Source organism: Acinetobacter bouvetii, from assembly GCF_902753875.1.
GTDB classification, from domain to species: domain Bacteria; phylum Pseudomonadota; class Gammaproteobacteria; order Pseudomonadales; family Moraxellaceae; genus Acinetobacter; species Acinetobacter bouvetii_A.
The window spans coordinates 16,589-43,161 of record NZ_CADDTS010000035.1 but is presented as its reverse complement, the minus strand read 5'-3'; the positions used below and the strand labels follow the sequence as shown (position 1 = coordinate 43,161).

Sequence of the window (26,573 nt, the reverse complement as noted above, 5' to 3'; positions counted from 1 at the left end):
CGATCTCCTAAATGCTCAACTTTTTCAAGTTACGCTTTTTGCCATAAATCAGCTGTACGATGGCACGTGTTACAGTAATGGCTGTAAACATTGAGCACACAATACCGATCATCAAGGTCACGGCGAAGCCTTTAATTGGGCCAGTACCGATAGCGAACAGAATAAACGCAACCAAGAAAGTGGTTAAGTTCGAGTCAAAAATGGTGTTATAAGCTCGATCATAACCCGCGACAATCGCCTGTTTGGGCGAGGCTCCCCATTTCATTTCTTCGCGAATCCGCTCACAGATCAGTACGTTGGCATCAACCGCCATACCAATGGTAATCACGATACCGGCAATACCCGGGAGGGTGAGGGAGGCACCAATCCATGACATCACTGTCAGGATCATTGCCAGGTTGGCAATCAGGGCAAAGTTGGCAATTAAACCAAATAGACGGAAGAACACCACCATCCAGATTGCCACCAGAAGGAAACCGATTTGAGTCGATAACACACCTTTGTCAATGTTTTCTTGTCCCAAACTTGGGCCTACAACACGTTCTTCGACAAAGTACATTGGTGCTGCAAGTGCACCGGCACGAAGCATCAAGGCAAGTTCAGACGCTTCCTGCGGTGAAGCCAGACCAGTAATACGGAACTGAGAACCCAATACAGCTTGAATGGTTGCCGCATTAATGATTACAGATTCTGCATAAGGCGTACGAACTTCAGTTTGCGCACCCGTAACAGGGTCCGGTACATAGCTGATTTTCTGCTTGTTCTCGATGAATAATACGGCCATACGTTTGCCTACGGCATTACGTGTTGCATCAGCCATCAGCTTACCGCCAGCGCTGTCCAAAGTAATATTTACTTCAGCACCACCAGTGTCCTGGCTAAAGCCACTTGACGCATTCTGTACACGTTCACCAGTCAAGATACGGTTACGGTTGAGCAGTAATTCACGACCACTATCCAGTGATTCATAGGCAAAAGCTTCAGTACCCGGAGGTAAGGCCTGACCATTTGATTTTCCTGTATAAGGATCGATGTATTGGTCATTCGAATCAGAAACCAGACGGAATTCCAGGTTGGCTGTACGACCCAAGACACGTTTTGCTTCAGCTGTGTCCTGAACACCCGGAAGTTCAACCACAATACGGTTGCTACCTTGGGTTTGAACCAAGGCTTCAGCCACACCTAACTCGTTAATACGGTTACGTAAGGTAGTCAAGTTCTGGTTGACCGCATAAGACTGAATTTCCTGCTTGCGGACATCGGTATAGTTCAAACGTAAGGTTGAACCAGACTCAGATGCAATCGCTTGCTGATTGAATTCATTGCCATTACGACGCAAGAAATCCATAACTGCTTCACGATCACTGTTGTTGGCAAACTGCACAGTGATCGTGTTGTTATTCAAAGAAAGACTGTTGAATTTCAGCTTGTTATCACGGAATTGACGACGGAGGTCAGTGGCGGATGTTTCCATGCGCTGACTGATGGCCTTGTCCATATCCACTTCAAGCAAGAAATGCACACCGCCACGTAAATCCAGACCCAGTTTCATAGGTTTGGCGCCAATTTTTTGTAGCCATTCCGGAGTGGTTGGTGCAAGGTTCAATGCCACAACATAATTTTCACCCAGTCCACGACGCAATACTTCTTTAGCTTTTAATTGGGCTTCAGAAGAGTCGAGACGTAGCAGGGCAGCATTATTGCTAAAGCTGTTGTCGTGGCTTGGAATTTTTTCACTTTGTAATAATTGCTCTGCTTTTTGTACGATGCTTTGATCAATCTGGGTGCCGGCTTTGGCACCTGAAATTTGAACAGCAGGTTCATCTGGATACAAACTAGGCAGGGCATATAATGTGCTGATCAACAATACCACAATGATCAGCAGATATTTCCATGCTGGATAACGCATTTGTTTTCTTCTTAAAATGAAAAAGTCGTGCTAGGGCACGACTATTTTTGATTAGAGATTATTCAATGTGCCTTCAGGAAGAACTGAAATCACACTTGCGCGCTGAATTTTTACTTCTACACCACGGCTGAGTTCAACCACTGCAAAATCACCTTCAATTTTCAGGATTTTACCCATCAGACCACCCGCAAATACCACTTCGCTACCTACACCCAGGCTTTCAACCAAAGTACGGTGTTCTTTCGCGCGTTTTGCTTGAGGGCGCCAAATCAGGAAATAGAAAATTGCGACAAAAACCGCAATCATCAAAAGGTTGGTCACCAAACTTGGTTGTTGTGCAGCTTCACCTGCTGCGTGAGCAGTAGAAATAAAAAGGCTCATTTCAATTTCCTAAACTAAAAAATGTACTATCAACTACATGATAAATAAACTGACTTGTTCTGCAATTTACCTTGTCTTTTTCTTCAGCGCAAATGCTGAAAGATTAATCTTCAGGACAAGGGGGTACTTCTAGACCACGACGCGCATAGAAATCTTGAACATACTCATCAAAAGTACCATTATCTAACGCATCACGAATGTCTTGTGTAAATCTTTGGTAATAACGCAGGTTGTGAATGGTGCCCAGCATAGAACCTAGCATTTCACCGCATTTTTCCAGATGGAACAGGTACGCACGGGTGAAGTTTTGGCAGGTATAACAATCACAATCCGGATCCAGCGGGCTTTGGTCATGACGATATTTGGCATTGCGAATACGCACTAAACCGTCTGTCACAAAATAATGACCATTACGTGCATTACGGGTTGGCATGACACAGTCAAACATGTCGACGCCGCGGCGAATCCCTTCCACGATGTCTTCAGGCTTACCTACGCCCATCAGGTAACGTGGCTTATCTTCAGGCATTTTCGGTGGAAGATGATCCAGAATCTTGATCATTTCTTCTTTGGGTTCACCTACAGACAGACCGCCAATGGCAAAGCCATCGAAGTCAATTTCTTTCAATGCATTGAGTGATTCATCACGCAGGTCTTCATACATGCCACCTTGGATAATGCCGAACAGGGCATTTCTATTCTTTAACACATCATGGTGATGGGTTTTACAACGTTTTGCCCAACGCAAAGAAAGTTGCAATGATTTTTGCGCTTCTTCATGTGTAGCAGGATAAGGCGTGCATTCATCAAAAATCATCACGATATCTGAATTCAATGTATGTTGAATTTCCATTGAAATTTCAGGTGATAAAAATACTTTTGAACCATCAATCGGGGAACGGAAGGTCACGCCTTCTTCTTTAATTTTACGCATGGCCCCCAAACTGAAGACCTGAAAGCCGCCTGAATCGGTCAAAATAGGCTTGTTCCATTTCATGAACTCATGCAAGCCACCATGTTCACGAATCACGTCCAAACCTGGACGTAAATAAAGATGGAAGGTATTGCCTAAGATAATTTGGGCTTTAATGTCTTCTACATCGCGCGGGAGCATGCCTTTGACTGTACCGTAGGTACCAACAGGCATAAACACTGGCGTTTCCACTACGCCGTGTTCAAGCGTTAAACGACCACGACGGGCACGACCCGACTGACCTAATTTTTCAAACTTCATAAAATATCCTGAACAAAAGCAAAGCACTGCTTTGTTTGCAGTGCAAGTGCGAATAAACAGTTCGCCGCTAAAAGTTGGCTATTTTCCTAGATTACGAACATAAACGCCAGTGTTGTTGAATTTTTAACTGAATACTTTGTCGATCAGGAAAGATTGGAAAAGTGATCATTGTCTAACAAAGTCGGGTTGTGATTGGCATGATAGAACTGTTCAATACGTTCTAATATTTCATTTTTTTCCAGGGCACAGCCATTTTGCATACCTGTATCCATTGCAGCAATGGTCTGAACCAGTTTCTGAATATAAGGATTACTATCCATAAAGGTCGATTCGAGGGTGAGTAAATAAGCCTGCTGTGAGATGTGCAAATAATCATATGGTTCGATTTCTACCATTTGTGCCAAATCGACCAGTAGGTCTTTCTCTGTCTGAGAGAGTTTTAGTTTGCTCTTTGGATGTTTAGGCAGGGTATGAAGGGCATAATGCCGGAGAAATTCATTTAGTAAAGGACTACTTTTATTAAGGCATTCAGCTGAATGTACAGCCACTTTAGGCTGCTGGGGAAGACTGATAAAAAATACAACGGAGTGGGTGTTCAGACCATAGGAGTCGGTGCAAGCTTCTTTGGCCTGCTTAAATGCAGTAATAATTAATTCTAAAGTCGTTTGGCCATAAGTGTGTTGTTCCAGCAGCTGATTGCCAAATATATGGGTAGTTTTTAAATAATCGGCCAGCAGCAATTTAAATTGCGTAAAGCGACTTTCCGAAGAATATGAAGAGCGATAGCGCCATTTCGAGACATCCCATTGATCATGTTCAGATAAATATTGCGCCGGGTCTTCATGCTCGGAGAACAAACTGCGTGTAGTCGAAACCGCTAAACAATCCAGCACCAAATATTCATTGAATACCAAGGCACAGGCATAAATATCATCGTCATGATATTGATCATATAAGGCGTAGAACTCTTCAATCAGGGCCTCTTGAAGTAAGGGTATATGTTCTAACATGTTCATTATTCTTTTAATTAGGTATTTTTTTTAGATTATATTTTTTATTAGGACTTCTTGCTGTGATTTATGATGACTGGATGCAAGAAGTCCCAGTGTGATTTAAAAATTTGGTCTATAGTCAAAACTTTGTGTGACAGCTTCATCTCGGAACGAGCGGATGGCTTTTTTTCCTAAAGTCATGGTGTTGACAATGTTGTTTGGAAAAACCTGAATATGGTTATTAAACAGCTCTACATTACGGTTAAAAATGGTAATTGCTGCACCGACATTTTCATTCTGTTCTTCAATTTCATTCATCATTTTAAGATAAATTTCATTGGCTTTGAGTTCTGGGTAGTTCTCTACCACAACATTTAAACTCCGCATCAATTCTTTATTCAAGCTTTCAATACGTTGTAATTGATGGACATCAGCATTGTTTACATTCAGATTGAGAATATTCTGGCGTAGTTCCGTAACTTTTTCTAAAGTCCCTTGTTCAAAGTTTGAATACTGTTCTACCAAGGCTTGTAAGCCATCCAGAATTTTAATTTTTTGACGTTCATAACTGGCCACATCTGACCAGGCCCGAATGGAGGCATTGTGATGACGTACAATATTATTGCGGATCATGATACAGGCCACGATGACGGCAACAATCAAAACAAAAAAAATCAATAACCCCATGGATATGCCCCTGAAACTGCAACTTTGTTATTTTAAAAACTGCGTTAAATCACGCGCTAAGCTTTCCAGATAAGGTAATTTAAAAGTACGCAAGTGTCCACGTAATGCGGAAATATCATGAATTTTTTTTGCCCGTGATGAAATCTGAAATAAATTTGCAGGACCTAAAAAACACAGCAGCTGACTGTCTGGATGAAACATGAGATCGCCCTGACGCTGGGCAAAAAACTGGTCCAGCTTCAATACAAAGGCAGGGGTGAGCAGCTTGGCCATGTGCATTTCATCATTGCCAAAAATATTGAGTTTCTGATTAATCTGTATGTCGCTGGTATGCCACGGAAAACTATAAGGATAATCAAATTCCTTGTTGGCAGTGGTCACGGCCAGACCTTGAATCGCAACATCAAAAACAAAGACACCCCATAAATCGCGGTGGATTTCTTTGACCTGAACTTCTTCACCGTTTTTATTGCGCACCCGGATTTCATTGACAAAATGATATTGAAACACCATTACCTGATGCTGTTTACCATCTTCATCTGTCCAGATGGTGCTGGCATAGTTATAAATTTCATTGACGATGCTGCCCTGATTAAACACAGGAAACAAACGCTTTAAATGGGCAATGAATAAAACGGGTTGAACTGGAATAGAAAGATGTTGTGGTGGTTGCTGGAAGGCTAGGTTGTATTTTTTGCCAATGCTTTGCTGTTCTAGATACTCGATTACCTCATCAATCGGTTTTCGCTCTTCAAAACTGATATAGGCCCAGAAAATCATAAACAGGCCAGTGACTAAACAGATCTGCACCCAGATATTGCCCGGATTCAGAAAAATCAGCAGTACAAAAAAAAGTCCTACGGCAGCCAGAAGTAGCGGTAGGACATTTTCAAATTTCAGCACAATCGGCGCATTCCAGGGATGCAGCGCATCTAAAATGTTCTGATGGCTCTGGGCTTTGCGCGCGATATCCCAAAGCCGCGCAATATTATTAAAAACCCGTTCATTTTTTTTACGTCGAATATGAATCGAATGTCTAACAGTATTGAGCGGCATGGGCTGATTCTTTAAATTAATTCATTATGTTAAGCACTGATGTTATCAATCAGCATGGCATCACCATAACTGAAGAAGCGATATTTTGCTTCGACCGCATGATGATAGGCATTTAAAATATTATCACGGTTGGATAATGCTGAAACCAACATTAATAAGGTCGATTCAGGTAAATGGAAGTTGGTAATCAAACGATCCACGACTTTAAACTCATAGCCCGGATAGATGAAAATTTGCGTATCGCCTGTCCAGCCTTTGAGTTCACCGCCATTAGCCTGCGCTGCGCTTTCAGTGGCACGTGTTGCAGTGGTCCCTACTGCAATGACTTTATTGCCACGAGCTTTGGTTTCTTTAATCAGCGCCATCGATTCATCGGATACATCACACCATTCGCTGTGCATGATATGGTTTTCAATGTCTGTGGTGCGGACTGGCAAGAAAGTACCTGCGCCGACATGTAAGGTCACAAAAGTCTTGTTGATGCCTTTGGCTGCTAATTTTTGCAGCAATTCTTCATCAAAATGCAGGCTGGCAGTGGGTGCTGCAACACTGGCAATTTTAGTTGGGTCGTTAAATACAGTTTGATAGCGTTCAGTATCAATGGCTTCTGCTTCACGGTTGAAATAAGGCGGAATGGGTAAAGCACCATAGAGATCCAGTACATTTAAAATGGGCTGAGAAAACTCCACAATAAATAGATTTTCATGACGACCTTTGACGGTCACTTTAACTTCATCGGGGCCGATGAACAGCTCTGCACCTTCTTTAGGAGAGTTGCTGGCTTTAATGTGGCAATGCGCAACAAACTTATCCATCATGCGTTCCACCAGCACTTCTACAGCACCACCAGTCGCACGTTTGCCTTTTAAGCGGGCTTTCATCACTTTGGTATCATTTAGAACCAGTAAATCGCCCGACTCAAGCAAATCCAGAATATCGGTAAAATGATGGTCGTGATATTGGCCTTGAGCGTCTAAGTGTAAAAGACGTGAAGCACTACGGGTTTCCAAAGGGTAGCGAGCAATTAGCTCATCCGGGAGATCAAAGTTAAAGTCGGAAAGTTGCATCTTCAATGTATAGAATAAGAAAAACCCCCGCATTATAGTCCCGAAATACATAAACAAGATGATATCTGCTGCTTTTTAAGACAAAGTTTTTAGTTTTGCTTTAAAAATGAGCGATTAAGTGATTTGGATAATTGACAATTTAAAGTTTGGGAGTAATATAGCCACCACAAGCTAATCAGCTTGCAGCCCCTTTCCCGAGGTGGTGAAATTGGTAGACGCGGCGGACTCAAAATCCGCTGTCAGAGATGACGTGTCGGTTCGAGTCCGACCCTCGGGACCAGATAAAATGAAAAACCCTCAAGCACACTAAGACTTGAGGGTTTTTTTATTGCCTAAAATAAATGATTGTTTGATTTTTGATCTTAAGTACAAAGTGTTAAAATGGTAAAGCCAAAAAAATCTGGCTCATATTGTCACTTTTTTCCGTTTGTGCCTTTTTTATTGTGTTCTCTATCAAAGTTTGTTAATAAAGTTAGTGAGAGTAGGTGGTTTTGGGCAATAGGGGTATAAACACGCTAGAGAGGCAAATATGAAAATAAAGTTACTTGAAATTGGTTCTGCAACAGAGCAGCTCAGTGCATGTAAATTGTCATTATTGCTTGGTGTGTTTACTTCAAATAATCGTGTTGAAGGGTTTTTGAAATTTGCCCGTGGAATTTTACAAGCTAATCGCGGCATTCTTTGTTTTCATCATGAACCTTATATCTGGTATTCATCAACGGAAGGCTTTAAAGCTTTTCAAGCCAAAAAAGAAGCCAATTTAGCTTCATTCTTTGAAGGTGATACGATTCTTACTACCCCGCATAAAAATTATGCTGCTTTTTCCCAACATATTGATGATTTAGGTGTGGAACACCAGCGTATAGTCGGTTTTGACTTAAAAATTAATCATACGGAGTCCATTGGACAAGTTATTCTGTTTGATGAGCAGAATGAGCCTTTCGATCAAAAGAATCTGGAACTGGTACATGAATTTGCCATGAGCCTGATCAATATCATCGAGTTACGTTCTGACTATGCTGAACTCAAAGAATTATATGAACAGCAATCGGCTTTAAATTTCAGTAAAACCAAATTTTTTCAAATCATTGCCCATGATTTGCGCGCGCCATTTCATGGGCTCATTGGTTTCTCGGAAGTGTTGGCTCAAGAGCGAGACACGCTGGATGAGTCCAATATCCAGAGTATAGCGGACTATTTACTGGATACTTCGCAATCGACCTACAATCTGCTCGAAAGTCTGCTCAACTGGGCAATGGCAGAAGGTGGGCGTTTTGTGTATCACCCGATTAACTTTAATTTAAAACAGTCTTCGAAAATTGTCTTTGATGTTTTGAATGGTTTGGCAATGAACAAAGATATTCAATTGATTGATCGGGTACCAGATGATTTAAAAGTGTATGCCGACATTAATATGGTGACTTCAGTATTACAAAATCTGGTGTCCAATGCCCTGAAATTTACTCATATGGATGGCACAGGAAAAGTCACTATATCAGCTGAGCAGTCGGCAGATTTTGTAGACATTTACATTCAGGATACCGGTTTAGGCATGACTGCCAGTCAAATTGATGAACTGTTTAGCCCTCGTCTTACCATCAGTTTTAAAGGCACCGCAGGTGAAAAAGGCACAGGCTTGGGACTGGTCTTATGTAAACGCTTTGTCGATTTAAATCAGGGAACAATTTCCGTGCAATCAAAAGAAGGTGCTGGAACCACATTTAAGGTTTCTTTGCCTATTGCGAGCAATACACATCAAGCTTTAATGCTAGATGAAGCGAAACAAGCGATTAGCTAATAAATCATTAGAGAAAACTAAATTTCTTTTCCCCAATCTCTTTTCAGCTGCTATAACTAGAAAAAAATCAGGCTGAAGGTTTTAAGATGAATGCGGAACAATTGCAAAAAACATTGCGTGCGAGCCAATATGCAGAACAGGTGTTGGGCAATCACAGCGCTTTATTAGAACAAGATTATGCAATTGATCAATTTCTTATTCCTTTAACAACGAATCAAATTCAGCACTTTGTGCAGGACACGCTAGCACAGATTTCTGATGAAACCACTTGGATGCGTGCTATTCGGGTGTTACGCGCGCGGCTGATGTTCCGGTGGATTTGGCAAGATGCCAATCAGCTCACCGATGTAGTAACACTGACCCGAGAACTTTCCGATTTTGCCGATGCTGCCATTTGTGCAGCTAAAGAATTTGCCCGTGCACCTTTGATTGCCAAGCATGGTGAGCCAGTCGGTTATGGTGGTGCTGTGCAAGATTTGATTGTGGTGGCCATGGGTAAACTGGGTGCTCAGGAACTTAATCTGTCCAGTGATATAGATCTGATTTTTGCCTTTGATGAACAGGGTGAAACCAATGGCCGTAAATGTATTGATGTGCAGCAGTTCTGTATTTTGTGGGGGCAGAAGCTGATTTATCTGCTGGATCACATGACTGCGGATGGTTTTGTGTTCCGGGTGGATATGCGCTTGCGTCCTTGGGGGGATGGTTCGGCACTGGCTATCAGTCATGCAGCTTTGGAAAAGTATTTAAGCCAGCATGGACGTGAATGGGAGCGTTATGCCTGGATTAAAGCTCGAATCGTGACCGGTGGGAACGAGGGTAACGAGTTATTGGACATGACTCGACCTTTTGTATTCCGCAAATATGTCGATTACACCGCCTTCGAAGCCATGCGCGAAATGAAAGCCATGATTGAGCGCGAGGTACAGCGCCGAAATATCGAAGATGACATCAAGCTGGGTGCAGGCGGCATCCGTGAAGTTGAATTTATTGTGCAGGTGTTCCAGCTGATTTATGGCGGCTCGAAACTGGAACTGCAAGACCGTCAATGCTTGGTCAGCCTGCATCATTTGGGTGAAGTAGGACTGCTGGACCCTAAAGTAGTGTTAGAGTTGGAAGATGCCTATTTATTTCTGCGCCGGATTGAACATGCAATTCAGGCACTGAATGACCAGCAAACCCAGTCCTTGCCAACAGAACATGAGTCTCGGCAGCGTATTTTGGACACCCTTGGCTATGCGTCATGGGATGAATTCTTGCAGTTGCTGAATCAGAAACGTGCCAAAGTCATTTACCAGTTTGAGCATTTAATTAAAGAAAAAGAACCTGATCCGCTGATAGAAAGTTTTACTCAATTAGAAAAACAACTGAATGAGGTGCTGGATGAAAATGCCAAAAATCTGGTACATGAGTTCTGGTACGGGCATGCGCTGAAAAAATTGCCTGCCAAAGCTGTACAACGCCTGAAAGCTTTCTGGCCACACCTGATTGAAGCGATTTTACAGTCCGATAAACCGCAGGTTGCATTATTGCGCCTCATGCCGTTAGTTGAATCGGTGATGCGCCGTACCGTGTACCTGGTCATGCTGATTGAAAGCAAAGGGGCATTACAACGTCTAGTGAAAATGGCTACTGTCAGTCCGTGGATTTGTGAGGAACTCACCCATTATCCAGTACTGCTGGATGAATTCCTGTCAATGGATTTTGAATTGCCGAAACGCAAGGATCTGGAAGATTCTCTGCGCCAGCAACTGCTGCGCATTGAGATTGATCAGGTTGAAGATCAGATGCGTGTATTGCGTTTATTTAAAAAATCCAATGTCTTGGCAGTGGCAGCCAGTGATGTACTGGCGGAAAGTCCATTGATGAAAGTCTCCGATGCATTAACAGATATTGCAGAGGTATCCGTTAATGCAACGCTAAATTTGGCGTATCAAATTACCGCTAAAAAGCATGGATATCCCTTAGATGCTGAAGGGCAGCGCTGTTCACTCGATCATATGGCATTCGCGGTTGCAGGCTATGGCAAATTAGGCGGTATTGAACTGGGTTATGGCTCGGATCTGGATTTGGTGTTTATTCATTATATGAGTGAGCAGGGCGATACCGATGGCATTAAACCGATTAGCGGTTTTGAGTTTGCCATGCGCGTTGCTCAAAAATTTATGTCGCTGATGACCACCCAGACTTTAGATGGGCGCGTTTATGAAATTGATACACGCTTACGTCCCTCTGGTGAAGCCGGTTTACTGGTCACTAGCTTGAAAGCCTTTGAACAATATCAATTAAAAAGTGCCTGGGTGTGGGAGCATCAGGCGCTGGTGCGTGCCAGATCGATTGCTGGAGAAGCATCACTGAGAGAAAAATTTGAAGCTTTACGTTGCAGTATTTTGACTCAACCGCGTGATGAAGCAAATGTACGTGCAGAAGTGTTAAAAATGCGTCAAAAAATGAAAGATCATCTGGGTTCATCCAAAGAGCAGCAAAAAGATGGGATTTTTCATTTAAAACAGGATGCAGGTGGTATCGTTGATATCGAATTTATGGCACAGTATGCAGTATTAGCATGGAGTGGGTCGAATCCTGATCTCGCCCATTACTCCGACAACGTACGAATCCTTGAGGATGCCGCAAAAACGGATCGCTTATCCAGCGCCGACGCGACAGCATTGATTCAAGCTTATCTCAGTGAACGAGCCGAGAGCCACCGCTTAGCCCTTGCAAATCAATCCATGCAAGTCAGTGCTGCGGACTGGCACGATACCCGAGAGGTCGTTTGCAAGTTATGGCAAAGATTAATTGATCCAACTGCAATTTATGCGTTGGATAAAAATGACTGTGTATAAAAATTTGGAGTGTGTGCCATGAATTTGGCTGATCGTGATGGTTTTATTTGGCAAGATGGACAAATGGTTGACTGGCGTGAGGCGAAAATCCACGTCTTAACTCATACATTACATTACAGTATGGGTGTCTTTGAGGGTGTCCGTGCTTATGAAACACCAAATGGTACCGCGATTTTCCGTCTCCAAGATCATACAAAACGTTTGCTTAACTCTGCAAAAATTTATCAAATGAATGTTCCATTTGATCAAGCAGCACTTGAGCAAGCTCAAATTGATGTAGTGCGTGAAAATAAATTAGCTTCATGTTATTTACGTCCAATTATCTTTATCGGTTCGGAAAAACTCGGTATTGCTGCAACCAATAATACGATTCATGCCACTGTAGCGGCATGGGGCTGGGGTGCTTACCTTGGTGAAGAAGCAATGGCAAAAGGCATTCGCGTAAAAACTTCATCATTTACTCACCATCATCCAAACGTAACCATGTGTAAGGCAAAAGCGTCTGGTAACTATACCTTGTCGATTCTTGCACATCAGGAAGTGGCTCATTCAGGTTATGACGAAGCCATGTTGATGGATCCACAAGGTTATGTATGTCAGGGTTCTGGCGAAAACGTATTCCTGGTAAAAGATGGTGCTTTGCATACACCTGATATTGCGGGTGGTGCATTAGACGGTATTACACGTCAAACTATCATTACCATTGCTAAAGATTTGGGCATTGAAGTATTTGAACGTCGTATCACTCGTGATGAATTCTATATTGGTGATGAAGCATTCTTTACTGGTACTGCTGCTGAAGTAACCCCAATCCGTGAATATGATGATCGCGTGATCGGTGAAGGCTGTCGTGGTCCAATTACGACAAAAATCCAGAAAGCATTCTTTGATGCAGTTCAGGGTAAAGATCCTAAATATGCACACTGGTTAACTTACGTAAAATAAGTTGATCGGTTAAGATGAAGAGGCGGAACGAAAGTTTCGCCTTTTTTTATTGGAAAATTTGAAAGGTAAATCTATGCATATTGTCTATGTCAGTGATGGAAAAGCCGGGCATCGCTCACAAGCAGTGGGTTTATTTAAAGCAATGCAAAGACAAAGTGCAGAACATGTCACTTTTCAAGAAGTTTCAATAGAGAATTTGCCGGTTTTTTCTTTGATTAAAGGGGTATTCCAGCATTCACTGGCTTTATGTAGTGAAACTCCGGATTATATTTTTGGCGTGGGCAGTCATACCCAGTCCCGGGTTTTGCTGCTTGGAAAGGTTTATCCGCAGGCGAAAACCGTGATTTTAATGAAGCCGAATTTTCCGTTCAGCTGGTTTGATCATTGTATTATTCCCGAACATGACGGCGTACCGGAATCGAAGCAGGTCATCACTACGAAAGGGGCGTTGAATCCGATCGTGAATGAACAGCGTCATCAGTCCAATCGGCTGCTGATTGCTCTAGGCGGTTCTTCTAAACGTCATCAATGGAATCCAGCCAAAGTGCTTGAAGCCATTCAGAATATTGTGCAGCAGAACCCGCAAGCTGAGATAATCTTAACCACTTCACGTCGTACCCCGAAAGAATTTTTAGCAACTTTAAAACAACAACAGTTTGCGAAGCAGCTTAGTATTTTTCCGGTCGAAGATACGCCACAAGGCTGGATCTTTGAACAGATGCAAAAAGCTGAAGCGGTCTGGGTAACGGAAGATAGTGTATCGATGATTTATGAAGCATTGACTGCGGGTTGCCGGGTGGGTGTCATCATGCTGGACCGCTTAAAAAAGGACCGGATTACCCAATCTGTTGATTCTATTTTACAGCAGGGACGGGTTTCGCCATCTACTTCCATCCCGCAATTGCCTGAACCTGCTGCTTTTAAAGAAGCAGAGCGTGTGGCAACATATCTTTTAGCACAAAATAATTAGGTCGTTGTTGTGATTTATATTCTTCTTCTGTTGTTGGTCTTGATGATGGCCTTTAGCTATAAATATGCCTGGTGGAAGCCAGCAGTAGATTGGAAGCGTCCACGTGTGCTGATGTACCACATGGTCAGAGAACATATCGACGGTGCGAAGTTTAACAAATTGCGGGTGAAACCGGCGGAATTTGAAAAGCAGGTGGCATGGATGAAAGCACAGGGCTTTCATTTTGTCACTATGCAGGAATTGCAACAAAATTGGGGCAAACATCCGGAAAAAACTGTAGCGATTACCTTTGATGATGGCTATCTGGATAATCTGGAAAATGCTTTTCCGATTTTAGAAAAATACCAAGCCAAAGCCACGATTTATGTGGTGGTTGACCGTCATGACCGGGATTGGTCGACTTATAAAAAGGCGCATCATAATAGCGGTGAACTGGCTCGTGAACCCAAGCTGAATGATGAGCAAGTCGCATTTTTAGCGCATAGTGGTTTAGTGGAAATTGGTTCACATACTTTGACTCATGCCAATTTGGATAAACTGGATGATGCACAGTGTCTGCAAGAGTTGTCCGATTCCAAGATGCAATTAGAACAATTAACCGGACATGCCGTCAGCAGTTTTGCCTATCCTTTTGGGATTTATTCAGTGCGCGATGTGAATATGGCGAAGCAGGCAGGCTATCGCAATGCGGTCACCACCAAAGAAGGGATTGATTCGGCACAGCCAGATTTTATGCAGTTACAGCGGATTAAAATTAGCGGTAAAGATTCCATGTTGGCGGTGAAATTGCGTTTAAAACTGGGTAAGCGTGAGGGGTAAATAATGCGAATCACGATCGTAATGGCCAGTGATGAAGACGGTGGCCTGGAAAAGCATGTGATTGAACTTGCCAATGGCTTGGCCAAATATCAATCGGTGAGTTTAATTGCCCATCCACGCTTTCAGCATCTTTTGAATGCGAGTGTGAATTTTTGTGCCATGGATCTGAGTGGTAGCCGTCATAATCCGTGGACAAAATATCAGTTAAAAAAGCAAATTTTGGCGACCCAGCCGGATGTGGTGCATGCACACGCTTCCAAAACAGCCAAGCTGATGCAGGGGCTGGTAAAAAAAATTCAAGCTCCATGCGTTGTGACTTTGCATGGTGACAAAAGCAAGCTGGGTGCTTATTGTGCTTTCGACCATATTATTACGGTCAGTCAGCGGTTAGCGGAAAAACTGCCTCAAACCGCTAATAAAACGGTGATTTACAATGGTGTTGAGTTGACGCAGAAGGCACAGCCTTTTCATAAAAACCGTAAATTTATTGCGATAGGTCGTTTAAATGAAGTCAAAGGTTTTGATGTGTTAATCGAGGCCTGGAGCGATATTCCCTATGTTTTAAGCATTGTTGGGGATGGAGAAGAACAGACGAAATTGCAGGCTTTAATTGAACACAATGGCTTAACTGATCGGGTCAAGCTGTTGGGATTTTCAGATCAAGTTCATCAATTATTAACGGAACATGAGGCCTTGATTGTATCTTCGCGTCGCGAAGGGGGGCCTTATACCTTGAGCGAAGCTCTGTTATTACATCGACCGGTGATAGGAACGGATGTAGGCGTCATGTCGGAATTTATCGAGGCAGATTATCTTTGTAAGCCGGATAGTGCAGAAGCATTAAATGCAGTTATCAAACAGTATTTACAATTAGAAGCGCCTGAAAAAGAATTTGATTCTGCCTTTACAAATGCGCAGCACAAACTGACTTTCGATTGCATGATTGATCAGACTTTGGCGGTTTATCAGCATTGTATCGAAAAAGGGAAAACCTTATGAGTCATCAACCGATTATTTTGATACTGACAGATGGCAGACCGGGTCACGAAACACAATCAATTGGTATTGCCAAGCTGTTAAATCACGAACAGTCTTATGCAGTTCAATTTCTAAAAATTCAGCAACCTTCAAAATTGATTAAGCAATTGTTTAAAAAAACCTATTCATGGTTGCCTAAATCATGGATGCTCAAGCATTTTCTGTTAGCTGAACAAATTCAGCAATTATGTACAGAATCCAAGATTGAATTTATTGTGTCAGCGGGTGGGGATACTTTGCTGCCGAATGCCTTAGTCAAATCGGTTATGCAATCACAGAACCACAAGGTAAAAAATATCATTGCGACTTCATTAAGAGGCATGCCTGAATCTGCATATGATCTGGTATTTACCATTGATGCAGCAAAAAAAGATGTACCACCTTATATTTACTATCCAGTTGCGCCGAACAAACTGATTAGTTTTCAGTTGAATCAAGATGTTCAGGATGCACGTCAAGCTTTAAATATTGCCTCTAATGTACAGTGCTGGACCATCTTGATTGGTGCGGATACGGCAGAGGTGAAAATTGGTGGGGTAAAACACTGGGTTGATATGCTGCAAAAATTAAGCGCAAATCACCCCGATGATCAAATTATCGTGTCGACCTCACGACGAACACCTCCAGCCTTCGAACACAGTTTAAAAATTTTGCAGCAGCACTCGAATATTCGGCTGATTTTGGTGGGTGAAGGCAATCAAACACCTATTCAGGACTTAATCTATGCGGCTGATTATGTGGTGTGTTCACCAGATTCAACGTCTATGGTCAGTGAAAGTTTGATGGCAGAAAAAAAACTGCTGGTGCCACTTTTTGCTGATAGTGATTTAAGTGATCAGTTTGTTGATTATTATGAAAAAATTAAAGAATTTGTCTGTTTGAAAGATGCCAGCCAGATTGATGATGCTGCATTAATGAACATACAAGCTTTCGCTCATAAAGATGAGTTGGCAAAACTATTTCAACATGCGACCTTGAAAGTTGAATGATCAAGTCAGTGTTTATCTAAGATTAATTTTTCAGTCCTTCAAAGAGCTTTTTTGATTGGAAAGACTGCTGTAATTTGTATACGCATTTAGTTTTAAATGGCAGTAATTTAACTGCCGAGATGATAAAATTATCCCAAAATAATTCTTGGGTAAATTTCACACATGCGAATTTTGGTTACAGGTGGTGCTGGCTTTATTGGATCAGCCGTAATTCGTCATATTATTCATCATACTAATAACGACGTATTAAACGTAGATAAATTGACCTATGCCGGTAATTTGGAGTCACTAATTTCGGTATCTGAAAATCCGCGTTACCAGTTTAGCCAAACTGACATTTGTGACCGTGCAGCACTTGATCAAATATTTAATCAATTCAAACCGGATGCGGTGATGCATCTGGCAGCCGAGTCGCATGTGGATCGTTCCATTTCAGGTCCTTATGCATTTATTGAGACCAATATTATTGGGACTTATCAGCTTCTGGAAGCAGCGCGTCATTATTGGAATTCTTTGGATACTGCTGCCAAGGAAAATTTCCGTTTTCACCATATTTCGACTGATGAAGTTTATGGTGATCTGGAAGGGACGACTGACCTGTTTACGGAAACTACCTCATATTCACCAAGTTCGCCGTATTCAGCAAGTAAGGCCAGTTCAGATCATTTAGTGCGTGCATGGAATCGTACTTATGGCTTGCCGACCTTGGTAACCAACTGTTCAAATAATTATGGGCCATTTCATTTTCCGGAAAAGTTAATTCCGTTGATGATTTTGAATGCACTGCAAGCTAAACCGCTACCTGTGTATGGTAATGGTCAGCAAATTCGTGACTGGTTATTTGTAGAAGATCATGCTCGTGCACTGTATACGGTAGTCTCAGAGGGTGTAGTCGGGGAAACCTATAATATTGGCGGACATAATGAAAAAGCCAATATTGAAGTGGTGCATGCCATTTGTGAACTTTTGGAAGAACTAGCACCGAATAAGCCCGCAGGGATTAGCCACTATAAAGATTTGATTACCTATGTCAAAGACCGCCCGGGACATGATGTGCGTTATGCCATTGATGCCACAAAAATCAAAAATGAATTGAACTGGGTGCCTGAAGAATCATTTGAAACTGGTTTAAGAAAAACCGTGCAATGGTACCTAAGCAATACTGAATGGGTTGAGCATGTACAAAGCGGTGAGTACCAAAGCTGGCTGACTAAGCAATATCAGGGTTAAGTATGAAAATTGTATTGCTTGGAAAAAATGGACAGGTGGGGTGGGAACTGCAACGTGCGCTTGCCCCCTTGGGTGAAGTCATTGCATTGGATCGTCATGGTTATGATGGGCTGCAAGGTGATATGTCTCAACCTGAAGCAGTGAAACAGACCATTTTAAATATCAAGCCAGATGTTGTGGTCAATGCCAGTGCTTATACCGCTGTAGATTTGGCAGAAACCGAACAGGATTTGGCGAAACAGATTAATTTTGATGCGGTGCAAAAAGTTGCTGAAGCTTGTGCGGAAGTAGATGCTTTACTTGTGCATTATTCAACAGATTATGTTTTTAATGGACAGGGAAATACTGCATTTGTCGAATCCAGTCAGATTGATCCGGTTAACATTTATGGAAAAACCAAAGCACAAGGCGAACAAGCGATTGCATGCTCAGGCTGTAAATATCTGATTTTTAGAACATCTTGGGTCTATGCAGCCAAAGGTAAAAACTTTTTGAAAACCATGCTGAATCTGGCGCAGCAGCGTGAAGAGTTATCCATTATTCACGATCAAATTGGAGCGCCGACATCAGCTGAACTCATTGCTGATGTCACCGCTCAAGCCATTCCTCAAGTCATCCATGAAAAGACGAAAGTCGGTATTTATCATTTGGTGGCAAGTGGTGAAACATCCTGGTTCAATTATGCAAATTATGTGTTTGAACAGGCCAAGTTGGCCGGTATTGAACTTGTAGTTAAAAAAGTCAATCCGATTCCAACCGAGGCGTATCCGACACCTGCGAAACGACCGCATAATTCGAGATTAGATAATCAAAAACTTCAAAGCACCTTCCAATTAAAATTACCAGACTGGAAATTCGGTGTACAAAGAACTTTAACGGAGTTATTGAACAAATGAGCTTAAAACGCAAAGGTATTATTTTGGCGGGTGGTTCAGGCACACGCTTACATCCGATTACCAAGGGTGTTTCGAAGCAGTTGCTTCCTATCTACGACAAGCCAATGATTTACTATCCACTGTCGGTGCTTATGTTGGCGGGTATTCGTGAAGTATTGGTCATTTCTACTCCGGAAGATTTGCCGAATTTTGAAAAATTATTAGGCGATGGCTCACAATTTGGTATAGCGCTGAGTTACAAGGTACAGCCTTCTCCTGATGGTTTGGCACAGGCTTTCCTGATTGGTGAAGAGTTTATTGGTCAGGATGATGTCTGCCTGATTCTGGGTGACAATATTTACTATGGTCAGAGCTTCGGTAAGCAATTGGCTGCAGCTAGTGCCCGTGAACATGGTGCCACAGTATTTGGCTATCATGTGACAGATCCTGAACGTTTTGGTGTAGTTGAATTTGATGCAACAGGAAAAGTACTGAGCATTGAGGAAAAACCGACGCAACCTAAATCGCACTATGCTGTGACTGGGCTTTATTTCTATGACAATCGCGTAGTTGAATTTGCGAAACAGGTGAAGCCATCACATCGTGGCGAACTGGAAATTACCGATATTAATAATGCCTATCTTCAAGATGGTTCTTTAAACGTTGAGCTATTAGGTCGTGGTTTTGCCTGGTTGGATACTGGAACGCATGAATCATTATTAGAAGCCGGTCAGTTTGTTTATACCATTGAAAAAAGACAATCTTTAAAAGTTGCCTGCCTGGAAGAAATTGGTTTTCATCAAGGCTGGATTTCTAAAGAACAACTGGCTGAAAGTGCGGATGCTTTAAAGAAAACAGAATATGGGCAATATCTTTACAAAGTACTGGAAGAAGCAAAGTGAAAGTAGAAACAACCAAAATTGAGGGACTGCTGATTCTTCATCCCAATGTGTTCGGAGATGATCGTGGCTGGTTTATGGAAAGTTTTAATCAGCAACGTTTTGAGCAAGCTTTAACTGAACTCAATTTACCTATCCCGAACTTTGTACAGGATAACCATTCCCTTTCACAAAAAGGGGTTTTACGTGGTTTGCATTTTCAAAAAGCACCTTATGCGCAAGGAAAACTTGTACGTGTAGTCCAAGGCAAGGCATGGGATGTTGCAGTGGATATTCGCCCAGATTCCAAAACTTTTGGTCAATGGGTTGGAATTGAACTGAGTGCTGAAAATAAAACCATGTTCTGGATTCCTGAAGGGTTTGCTCATGGTTTTGTTGCACTAGAAGATAATACTCAATTTCTTTATAAAACAACCAATTATTATCATAAAGAAAGTGAGGGATCAATTGTCTGGAATGATCCAACGCTGGCAATTAATTGGCCTCTAGATGGGGTTGATGAAGTACTTGTAAGTGATAAGGATCAGGTAGCTCATAAATGGACTAGTTTGTTTTGATTTAGATCATTATTCTTCAGTGGTTGTTGGAATATGTCTTTAAGCTTAATACTAATTATATTTTATTAACCTAATGAAGACATGTGATTTTTTATAAAATAATCACATGTCTTCAATTTTTTATGTTTAGTATTTTAAATAATGAACTTTAGGTTTTTGTGATATTTTTTTGTGCTTTTTATAAATAAACTTTATAAATCCAAATAAAATAATTTGTCGTTGAGCATCATTTATTTTTTGTTTTGAAAATATAAATTTTTTGAAAAATGGTTTTTCATTGTCATTCTTGAGTGAGTTTTTTATAGCATGTTTAATCCTGTCATCATTTAATAGACTTTTTGCTCGTTTATTGAGTGTTAGTGTTTCTATAGACTTCTCAAAAGAGGAAGTATTGATCATATGACAAGCCCAGTTAATTAGTATAGATGGATTTGGCTTGTTGGGCCAAAATTTATCTAGGTATTCTGTCACTATTTTGATTTGGCGAGGTGTATTTTTATGAATATTATGGTCATGAAGCCTGTAAAAAACATTATTTTCTTTGATGATTTTAAAATCCCATTGAGAGTTTTTTAACATAAAATTAAAAATTTTAGTTCTTAAAACAATATCATCACCAGTCATATCTTCATCAAACCCGCCAATAATATCTACTATTTCTTTTTTGATGATTGATCCTTGAATATAGAATGATCCGAATTCTGAATATTCCAATTCTAGAAGATTTTCAAGTGTAGGATTTTCCATACGATAAAGTGATAATTCTGGTGGAGTATTTTCATTAACTATTCCTTCATTATCAATGGATAACGCTTTTGAAGAAGCGATGAATGCTAACTGAGGATTATTATTCATTTCAGATAATTCTGAAAGAATGATTTTTGAATGAAATACATCATCTAAAGCTATGAATGTTACATATTCTCCAGTTGCTTCTTTCAGTGCATTATTAAAGTTTTTACCAATATTACCAGTATTTTGTTGAGCAATAATTTTAAGTGGATATGGAAACGAAACTGCTAATTCATTCAATAAAGGAACACTATTATCTTTAGAGCCATCATCAACTACGATAACTTCAATATTCTCATATTGAATAGCACAAATTGAATCAAGAGTATCTTTTAAGAAACTTGCGTGATTGTAACCTAGACAGCAAATTGACAAGCGATGGTTTTTAGATAAATTCATTTATAGACTCAATAATTTTCTGAACTTCAGTAAATGTCAATGTAGGGCCAATAGGCAAACTTAGTACTTGATTATGAATTCCTTCAGTAATTGGGAAACTTAGATGATTTAATTCTTTATAAGCTTGTTGTTTATGAGGTGGTATAGGGTAATGAATTAAGGTTTGTATCCCTTGTTCTGTTAAATACTTCTGTAATTCATCTCTTTTTTCACATTCAATAACAAATAAATGCCATACATGTTGATCATATAATGCTGCATTTTTATTTTGTAGAGGTAGCTTAATTAGGGGATTCTTTATATTTTCTAAATATGCTTGTGCAATTGTACGGCGATGTAATATTTCTTTATCTAAATATTTTAATTTAACATTTAACATGGCTGCTTGGATTTCATCTAGTCGACTATTTACACCAGCATAAATGTTTTTATATTTTTCATGTGATCCATAGTTTCTGAGCGCAATTAATACATTTGCTAACTCAGCATCATTGGTAGTAATCGCTCCAGCATCACCTAAGGCGCCTAAATTTTTTCCAGGGTAAAAACTGAATCCTGCTGCGTCACCCCAATTACCAGCTTTTATTCCATCTAATTTTGCTCCATGTGCTTGAGCGGAGTCTTCAAGAATTAACAGATTATGTTTGTTAGCGATAGCTTTAATTGAGGGCATATCTGCTAGCTGTCCGTATAAATGAACAGCTAAAATCGCTTTGGTCTTATCATTAATTTGTGATTCAATAAGTCCTGAATCTAAATTATAAGTATTAACATCAGGTTCAATTAAGATTGGTTTTAAATTGTTTGCTGTAATAGCTAGGATACTTGCAATATAAGTATTCGCAGGAACAAGAACCTCATCATTATCTTTTAGTTTTCCTAATTCTTTCCAAGCACGAAATACTAGGACTAAAGCATCTAATCCATTAGCAACTCCAACTGCATATTTGGTACCGCAAAAACTAGCAAAATTTTGCTCAAATTTTGCTAGTTCACTCCCTCCAATGTACCAACCAGAATTTATGACACGAGTACAAGCTTCGATTAATTCTTCATTATATTGTTGATTAATTTGTTGTAGGTTTAAAAAGTTAATCATGAGAAACTTGACCTATTATTTTAGCGGGATTGCCTACGACTATACTAAATGCTGGAACATCTTTAGTAACTACGGAACCAGCACCGATCATGCTAAATTTGCCTATCGTAAGCCCCGGCAAAATAGTAGCATTGGCACCTATAGAGGCGCCTTGTTCAATTAACGTTGATAGAAAACTTTCAGGATATTGTTTTGATCTCGGTTTTTTATCATTAGTGAATGTAGCATTTGGTCCAATAAAGACATCATCTTGGACAACAATACCGTCCCAAAGAAACACTCCTGATTTGACAGTTACATTATTTCCAACTGAAACATCATTTTCGATTAAGGTGTGCGCACATATATTACAGTTTTTGCCAATTTTTGCATTTGGAAAAACTACTGAAAATTGCCATATGCGTGTATCCTCACCAATGTTTTTTGATTTTACATCGCTCAGAGGATGAATATAATAATTCAATCTATTTACCATAAGTATTTAAAAAATCATCATAATTTCTAATATAGTCTGACTCGTCGTATAAATGATTTGCTAAAACCATTAGTACACAATCCTCAGAAAAATCATACATTTCACGCCAAATGCAAGAATCAATTAATAGACCTTGAGCTGGGTTATCTAACAGTAATGTAATTCTCTCTTTACCATCATCAAGTAAGAAACGACATGAACCACGAACAGCAACAACAACTTGTGTCAAATCTTTATGTGCATGAAAGCCACGACGAACATCAGTACCAGTATTAAATAAATAATAAACACGTTTAATCTCGAAAGGGATATTTTTACCCTGTTCTAATGCAATCAGTGAACCACGCTCATCACCATGAGTTTGTAGAGGAAGGAATTTAATTTGCATATAATTTCGTATTCATTTGTTGATATTCGATATTTTATCTAAATTAAGAAACATAGTAAAAAGTATTTCATAACTTTAAATATTATTTATAGCTATCTTTATTTCCTTTTAATGCAAAGGTAAAAATCGAAAAAATAAATTGTAAAGTTATTTTCAATAAGTAAAAAGGAACAATATAAAAGGGCAGTGTTTTAACCGCGATTATAGTTGTTGATATAATTTTACTAAAATAGTGTTTTCTAATCGCTAATGAAGCATTTTTTCTTAGATCTTTCGATAACATTTTTTCATTAATATAATAAGTTTTATTAGCAGCTTTGCACTTTTCTCGATATATGCTCAAAAAATGTGACATACTCTTTCTAAATAAAATTAGTTGATTTCTATATTCAAAATGATCTTTATTTTTTCTTGCTTGAGCAATAACACTGGTATCGTGATATCTAAAATAATTTAGACACTCATGAGTAAAAAAAATATCTCCTTGAGTAACGATTTTAGACCAGATGTCCCAGTCACCTATAAATTTTAAGCGTGAATTTGCCTTACCAACATCGAAATAGGTTTGTTTTTTAAAAATCACGCCACTAGCATTTGGAATGCTATTTCCTGTTTTTAAAAAGCGCTCAAAATATTCTAAACCGGATATTTCAAAATCTGATTGGAATAATGCTGGATCAATATGATCAGTACAATCTTTCCAAGAGCCTGTCACTATTCCATTTGCATTCATACGATAAGATTGACAATAAGCCAAGACTAAATTTTGATTTTTATCAAATTGAGGAACCAGCTTCTCTAAAAAGTGAGGATCGGCAACATCATCTGATTCAGCAATCCAGATTAAATCACCTTTAGCCAACTCCATTCCTTTATTCCATTGAAAAAAAGTAGAGCCAGAATTTTTTTCATTAATGATGCAATGAGAAACTTTAGGGTGTGATTTATATTTTTCTAAAATTTCTGCTGTATTATCCGGAGAAAGGTCATCAAGCAGAATAATCTCAAAATCAGCATAAGTCTGATTCAGAATACTCTCGATTCTTTCTGCTAAATATTGTGCATGGTTATAGCTGGGAATGATGACACTAACGAACACTTGGATGAGACCTACTTTTATAAAATTTTCAGGTACATAAAAGCATTTCAACCAAAGTCTTTATCCTATGTTGATAGGTATGACAGGATTGAACTTTATGCATTGCCAATTCAGGATTAATATCGGTATTTTGGAGTTTTTCTGCTAACTCCGCGGGATTAGAGAAAGAAATAATTTCGTTGCCAACATCAAAAGCATATTCAAGGTCTTTGACATAAGCACTAACTAAAATACAGCCACAGGCAGGAGCTTCAAAACAGCGCATGTTCATACCCTGTCGTATATTCGTTTTGTTGATCAAATTGAGAACAAAAGTATGTTTGCGATAAAGCTCTGCAACTTTTTCTAATTTTATATTATGGGGATAAATAGTACAATTTTGTTTTGTTAGTTTATCCCAGCCTTTGCCATAGATTGTAAGTGCCAAGGGAATCTTTTCCATCAATGCCTGACGGTCAGCTGACCACGCACCGATAAATAATAAGCGCTGATCTTTCGATTCATTACTTGTAAAAAAAACATCCGGATTATAAGCCAATGGCAAATACAGACTCTTTTCAATGCCAATTTTCTTGGCATCATCAATAAAACTTGAGTCAGTAAAGCAAAATAAATCAATAATGTCTTTAGACTTACTCAGGCGCTCATCAAAAAAATCACCAATCCAGTGAACTTTTTTAGCAGCAGATTCTTTGAGTACCTGTAAAAGGTAATCGTTAAAATAGAACAGATCTGCAATCAAAATAAGATCGGGTTGGAAAGTTGATAATTTTTTTTTGAGTAAGTTTGCCGTGTATTGGTCTTTATTCGGAACAATTTTCTTGAGGGTACGTTCAAGATTATTATTATGATTGAGTGCGAAGCCTTCTATTGTATAGGTCGTGGTCTGATGCTGTGCAGCAAGCAGGTTTTCGTACCATTGCAGGATGCCACCACGTTTTCCAATGATCAGTATTTTAAATTTTTGCATTAGAATTGATTAGCAACCTTGTTGGAACTGGATAAAGCACATAAGTATCATTTCTGATCAGTCCACTTATAGGGAAAGAGGATCAGTGTAAATGTGGCAGGGAGTAATTATGCCATTGCTGAGAATTGACCACAATCGAGTAAAAACAAATAGTTATTTTTTAATGCTTTTTGTAATAAATATTTTCCTGTCCTTCAACATTTCGAAAACGCTTATAAGACCAGATATATTGCTCTGGAGCAGTATTAATCATGATTTCCAGATCCTGATTAAGGCGATCTACAGACCTTTGTAAATCTTTAGATAAAATCTCATCGGATAGTGGAGAACAATAGACACTAAAACCAGAAATTTCATCACGGATACAACTAAGACCAATGATATTGCATTGAGTTTTATTGGCCAGTTTTGAAACCAGTGTAGTCGATAATACCTTTTGACCAAAAAAATCCGAATAAATACCGCCGGATGCTTTAGGAAGATGATCGGGTAAGATCACAGTCAATCCACCTTGTTTCAGGTGTTTGAAGATGGCACGCACGCCATTTTCATCCGTTGGAACCAGCGTCGCATTCAATCGTTGTCGCGCCTCTAACATAAAGCGATTTACAGCCTTATTCTTATTGGGTTTGTACATGATCATGGGTGCGGTTTGTAGATTCAGCCAGGCATTTAAAAGTTCCCAACAGCCAAAGTGGGCGACCACCACAATGACGCCTTTTTTATTGGCTAATGCTTCCTTGAGATGCTGTTCTCCATAAACATTGTTTATCTGATTCAAGCTGTATTCAGGTGACATGCCCCAACATTTAATCGATTCCACATAGGTCATACATTGGCTTTTTAAACTTTTCCTGATCAGGAGTTTGTGTTGCGCTGCACTTAATTCCGGATAAGCCAATTGCAGATTAATCTGGGTAATCCGCTTCATGGATGAATTATGGCTATTTAGTAATAGGGCAATCCAGGATGCGATCAATTGCAAAATAGAAAGTGGGAGTAAGGCGACCAGTTTGAATAAAAAATACATGACAGCGCAACTCTAAGGACAAGAGTATA

Annotated in this window: 25 protein-coding genes and 1 tRNA gene; 12 read left to right on the top strand and 14 right to left on the bottom strand. The window is 40.0% G+C overall.

All coding sequences use genetic code 11. From position 1 onward, the window contains the following. Window positions 1–7: 7 nt before the first annotated feature. The 7 genes from secD to queA form a co-directional block, all read right to left on the bottom strand. Complete coding sequence (gene secD / locus FB6_RS10605) at window positions 8–1,909, bottom strand: protein translocase subunit SecD (RefSeq protein ID WP_174559970.1); 1,902 nt, start codon at window positions 1,907–1,909, stop codon at window positions 8–10. A gap of 51 nt (window positions 1,910–1,960) precedes the next feature. Beyond that, a complete protein-coding gene (gene yajC / locus FB6_RS10600; RefSeq protein ID WP_174559969.1) occupies window positions 1,961–2,290 on the bottom strand; it encodes a preprotein translocase subunit YajC in 330 nt (109 codons plus the stop codon). A 103-nt stretch (window positions 2,291–2,393) separates the two neighbouring features. Then, window positions 2,394–3,524 carry a tRNA guanosine(34) transglycosylase Tgt gene (gene tgt, locus FB6_RS10595; RefSeq protein WP_174559968.1) on the bottom strand — a complete coding sequence of 377 codons (1,131 nt, stop codon included), beginning with the start codon at window positions 3,522–3,524 and terminating at the stop codon, window positions 2,394–2,396. A 143-nt stretch (window positions 3,525–3,667) separates the two neighbouring features. Further along, window positions 3,668–4,534, bottom strand: a complete 867-nt coding sequence (locus FB6_RS10590) for a DUF4303 domain-containing protein (protein WP_174559967.1) — start codon at window positions 4,532–4,534, stop codon at window positions 3,668–3,670. Between the two features lie 102 nt (window positions 4,535–4,636). Continuing rightward, window positions 4,637–5,203, bottom strand: coding sequence for a LemA family protein (locus FB6_RS10585; protein ID WP_174559966.1), 567 nt, complete (start codon window positions 5,201–5,203; stop codon window positions 4,637–4,639). Window positions 5,204–5,230: 27 nt separating this feature from the next. Next, window positions 5,231–6,259 carry a hypothetical protein gene (locus FB6_RS10580; protein ID WP_174559965.1) on the bottom strand — a complete coding sequence of 343 codons (1,029 nt, stop codon included), beginning with the start codon at window positions 6,257–6,259 and terminating at the stop codon, window positions 5,231–5,233. 29 nt (window positions 6,260–6,288) lie between these two features. After that, window positions 6,289–7,326: a tRNA preQ1(34) S-adenosylmethionine ribosyltransferase-isomerase QueA gene (queA, locus tag FB6_RS10575; protein ID WP_174559964.1), complete on the bottom strand. Its 1,038-nt coding sequence runs from the start codon at window positions 7,324–7,326 to the stop codon at window positions 6,289–6,291. A 193-nt stretch (window positions 7,327–7,519) separates the two neighbouring features. On the opposite strand from queA, the gene FB6_RS10570 reads away from it, so the two are divergent. From FB6_RS10570 to rfbC, 12 genes are all read left to right on the top strand, one after another. Next, window positions 7,520–7,606, top strand: a tRNA-Leu gene (locus tag FB6_RS10570). A 249-nt stretch (window positions 7,607–7,855) separates the two neighbouring features. Continuing rightward, on the top strand, window positions 7,856–9,124 hold the full coding sequence (locus tag FB6_RS10565) for a sensor histidine kinase (protein ID WP_174559963.1): 1,269 nt from the start codon (window positions 7,856–7,858) through the stop codon (window positions 9,122–9,124). Window positions 9,125–9,210: 86 nt separating this feature from the next. Continuing rightward, entirely contained in the window at window positions 9,211–11,970 is a 2,760-nt protein-coding gene (gene glnE / locus FB6_RS10560; RefSeq protein WP_174559962.1) for a bifunctional [glutamate--ammonia ligase]-adenylyl-L-tyrosine phosphorylase/[glutamate--ammonia-ligase] adenylyltransferase, read from the top strand. A gap of 18 nt (window positions 11,971–11,988) precedes the next feature. Next, window positions 11,989–12,915 (top strand): branched-chain amino acid transaminase, encoded by a 927-nt coding sequence (locus FB6_RS10555; RefSeq protein ID WP_174559961.1) that lies wholly within the window; start codon window positions 11,989–11,991, stop codon window positions 12,913–12,915. A gap of 73 nt (window positions 12,916–12,988) precedes the next feature. Then, entirely contained in the window at window positions 12,989–13,885 is an 897-nt protein-coding gene (locus tag FB6_RS10550) for a mitochondrial fission ELM1 family protein (protein ID WP_174559960.1), read from the top strand. Window positions 13,886–13,894: 9 nt separating this feature from the next. Further along, a complete protein-coding gene (locus FB6_RS10545; protein ID WP_174559959.1) occupies window positions 13,895–14,704 on the top strand; it encodes a polysaccharide deacetylase family protein in 810 nt (269 codons plus the stop codon). 3 nt (window positions 14,705–14,707) lie between these two features. Then, window positions 14,708–15,703 (top strand): glycosyltransferase, encoded by a 996-nt coding sequence (locus FB6_RS10540; RefSeq protein WP_174559958.1) that lies wholly within the window; start codon window positions 14,708–14,710, stop codon window positions 15,701–15,703. After that, window positions 15,700–16,731, top strand: coding sequence for an ELM1/GtrOC1 family putative glycosyltransferase (locus FB6_RS10535; protein ID WP_174559957.1), 1,032 nt, complete (start codon window positions 15,700–15,702; stop codon window positions 16,729–16,731). The genes FB6_RS10540 and FB6_RS10535 overlap by 4 nt, the downstream gene beginning before the upstream one ends. A gap of 162 nt (window positions 16,732–16,893) precedes the next feature. After that, entirely contained in the window at window positions 16,894–17,961 is a 1,068-nt protein-coding gene (gene rfbB, locus FB6_RS10530) for a dTDP-glucose 4,6-dehydratase (RefSeq protein ID WP_174559956.1), read from the top strand. Window positions 17,962–17,963: 2 nt separating this feature from the next. Next, on the top strand, window positions 17,964–18,857 hold the full coding sequence (gene rfbD, locus FB6_RS10525; RefSeq protein WP_174559955.1) for a dTDP-4-dehydrorhamnose reductase: 894 nt from the start codon (window positions 17,964–17,966) through the stop codon (window positions 18,855–18,857). After that, complete coding sequence (rfbA, locus tag FB6_RS10520; RefSeq protein WP_174559954.1) at window positions 18,854–19,738, top strand: glucose-1-phosphate thymidylyltransferase RfbA; 885 nt, start codon at window positions 18,854–18,856, stop codon at window positions 19,736–19,738. The genes rfbD and rfbA overlap by 4 nt, the downstream gene beginning before the upstream one ends. Next, the gene (gene rfbC / locus FB6_RS10515) at window positions 19,735–20,292 is read left to right on the top strand and encodes a dTDP-4-dehydrorhamnose 3,5-epimerase (RefSeq protein WP_174559953.1); all 558 of its coding nucleotides are present in this window, start codon (window positions 19,735–19,737) and stop codon (window positions 20,290–20,292) included. Before rfbA ends, rfbC begins: the two co-directional genes overlap by 4 nt. A gap of 126 nt (window positions 20,293–20,418) precedes the next feature. On the opposite strand, the gene FB6_RS10510 is transcribed toward rfbC, so the two are convergent. From FB6_RS10510 to FB6_RS10480, 7 genes are all read right to left on the bottom strand, one after another. Beyond that, a complete protein-coding gene (locus tag FB6_RS10510; RefSeq protein ID WP_174559952.1) occupies window positions 20,419–21,483 on the bottom strand; it encodes a glycosyltransferase family A protein in 1,065 nt (354 codons plus the stop codon). Further along, window positions 21,470–22,582, bottom strand: a complete 1,113-nt coding sequence (locus FB6_RS10505) for a DegT/DnrJ/EryC1/StrS family aminotransferase (protein ID WP_174559951.1) — start codon at window positions 22,580–22,582, stop codon at window positions 21,470–21,472. The genes FB6_RS10510 and FB6_RS10505 overlap by 14 nt, the downstream gene beginning before the upstream one ends. Further along, window positions 22,575–23,045: an acyltransferase gene (locus tag FB6_RS10500; protein ID WP_217427339.1), complete on the bottom strand. Its 471-nt coding sequence runs from the start codon at window positions 23,043–23,045 to the stop codon at window positions 22,575–22,577. The genes FB6_RS10505 and FB6_RS10500 overlap by 8 nt, the downstream gene beginning before the upstream one ends. A gap of 1 nt (window position 23,046) precedes the next feature. Further along, a complete protein-coding gene (locus FB6_RS10495; protein WP_174559949.1) occupies window positions 23,047–23,445 on the bottom strand; it encodes a sugar 3,4-ketoisomerase in 399 nt (132 codons plus the stop codon). Window positions 23,446–23,527: 82 nt separating this feature from the next. Next, the gene (locus FB6_RS10490) at window positions 23,528–24,544 is read right to left on the bottom strand and encodes a glycosyltransferase family 2 protein (protein ID WP_174559948.1); all 1,017 of its coding nucleotides are present in this window, start codon (window positions 24,542–24,544) and stop codon (window positions 23,528–23,530) included. 28 nt (window positions 24,545–24,572) lie between these two features. Next, complete coding sequence (locus FB6_RS10485; protein WP_174559947.1) at window positions 24,573–25,514, bottom strand: CgeB family protein; 942 nt, start codon at window positions 25,512–25,514, stop codon at window positions 24,573–24,575. Window positions 25,515–25,674: 160 nt separating this feature from the next. Beyond that, window positions 25,675–26,544, bottom strand: a complete 870-nt coding sequence (locus FB6_RS10480) for a lysophospholipid acyltransferase family protein (protein WP_174559946.1) — start codon at window positions 26,542–26,544, stop codon at window positions 25,675–25,677. Window positions 26,545–26,573: the final 29 nt, after the last annotated feature.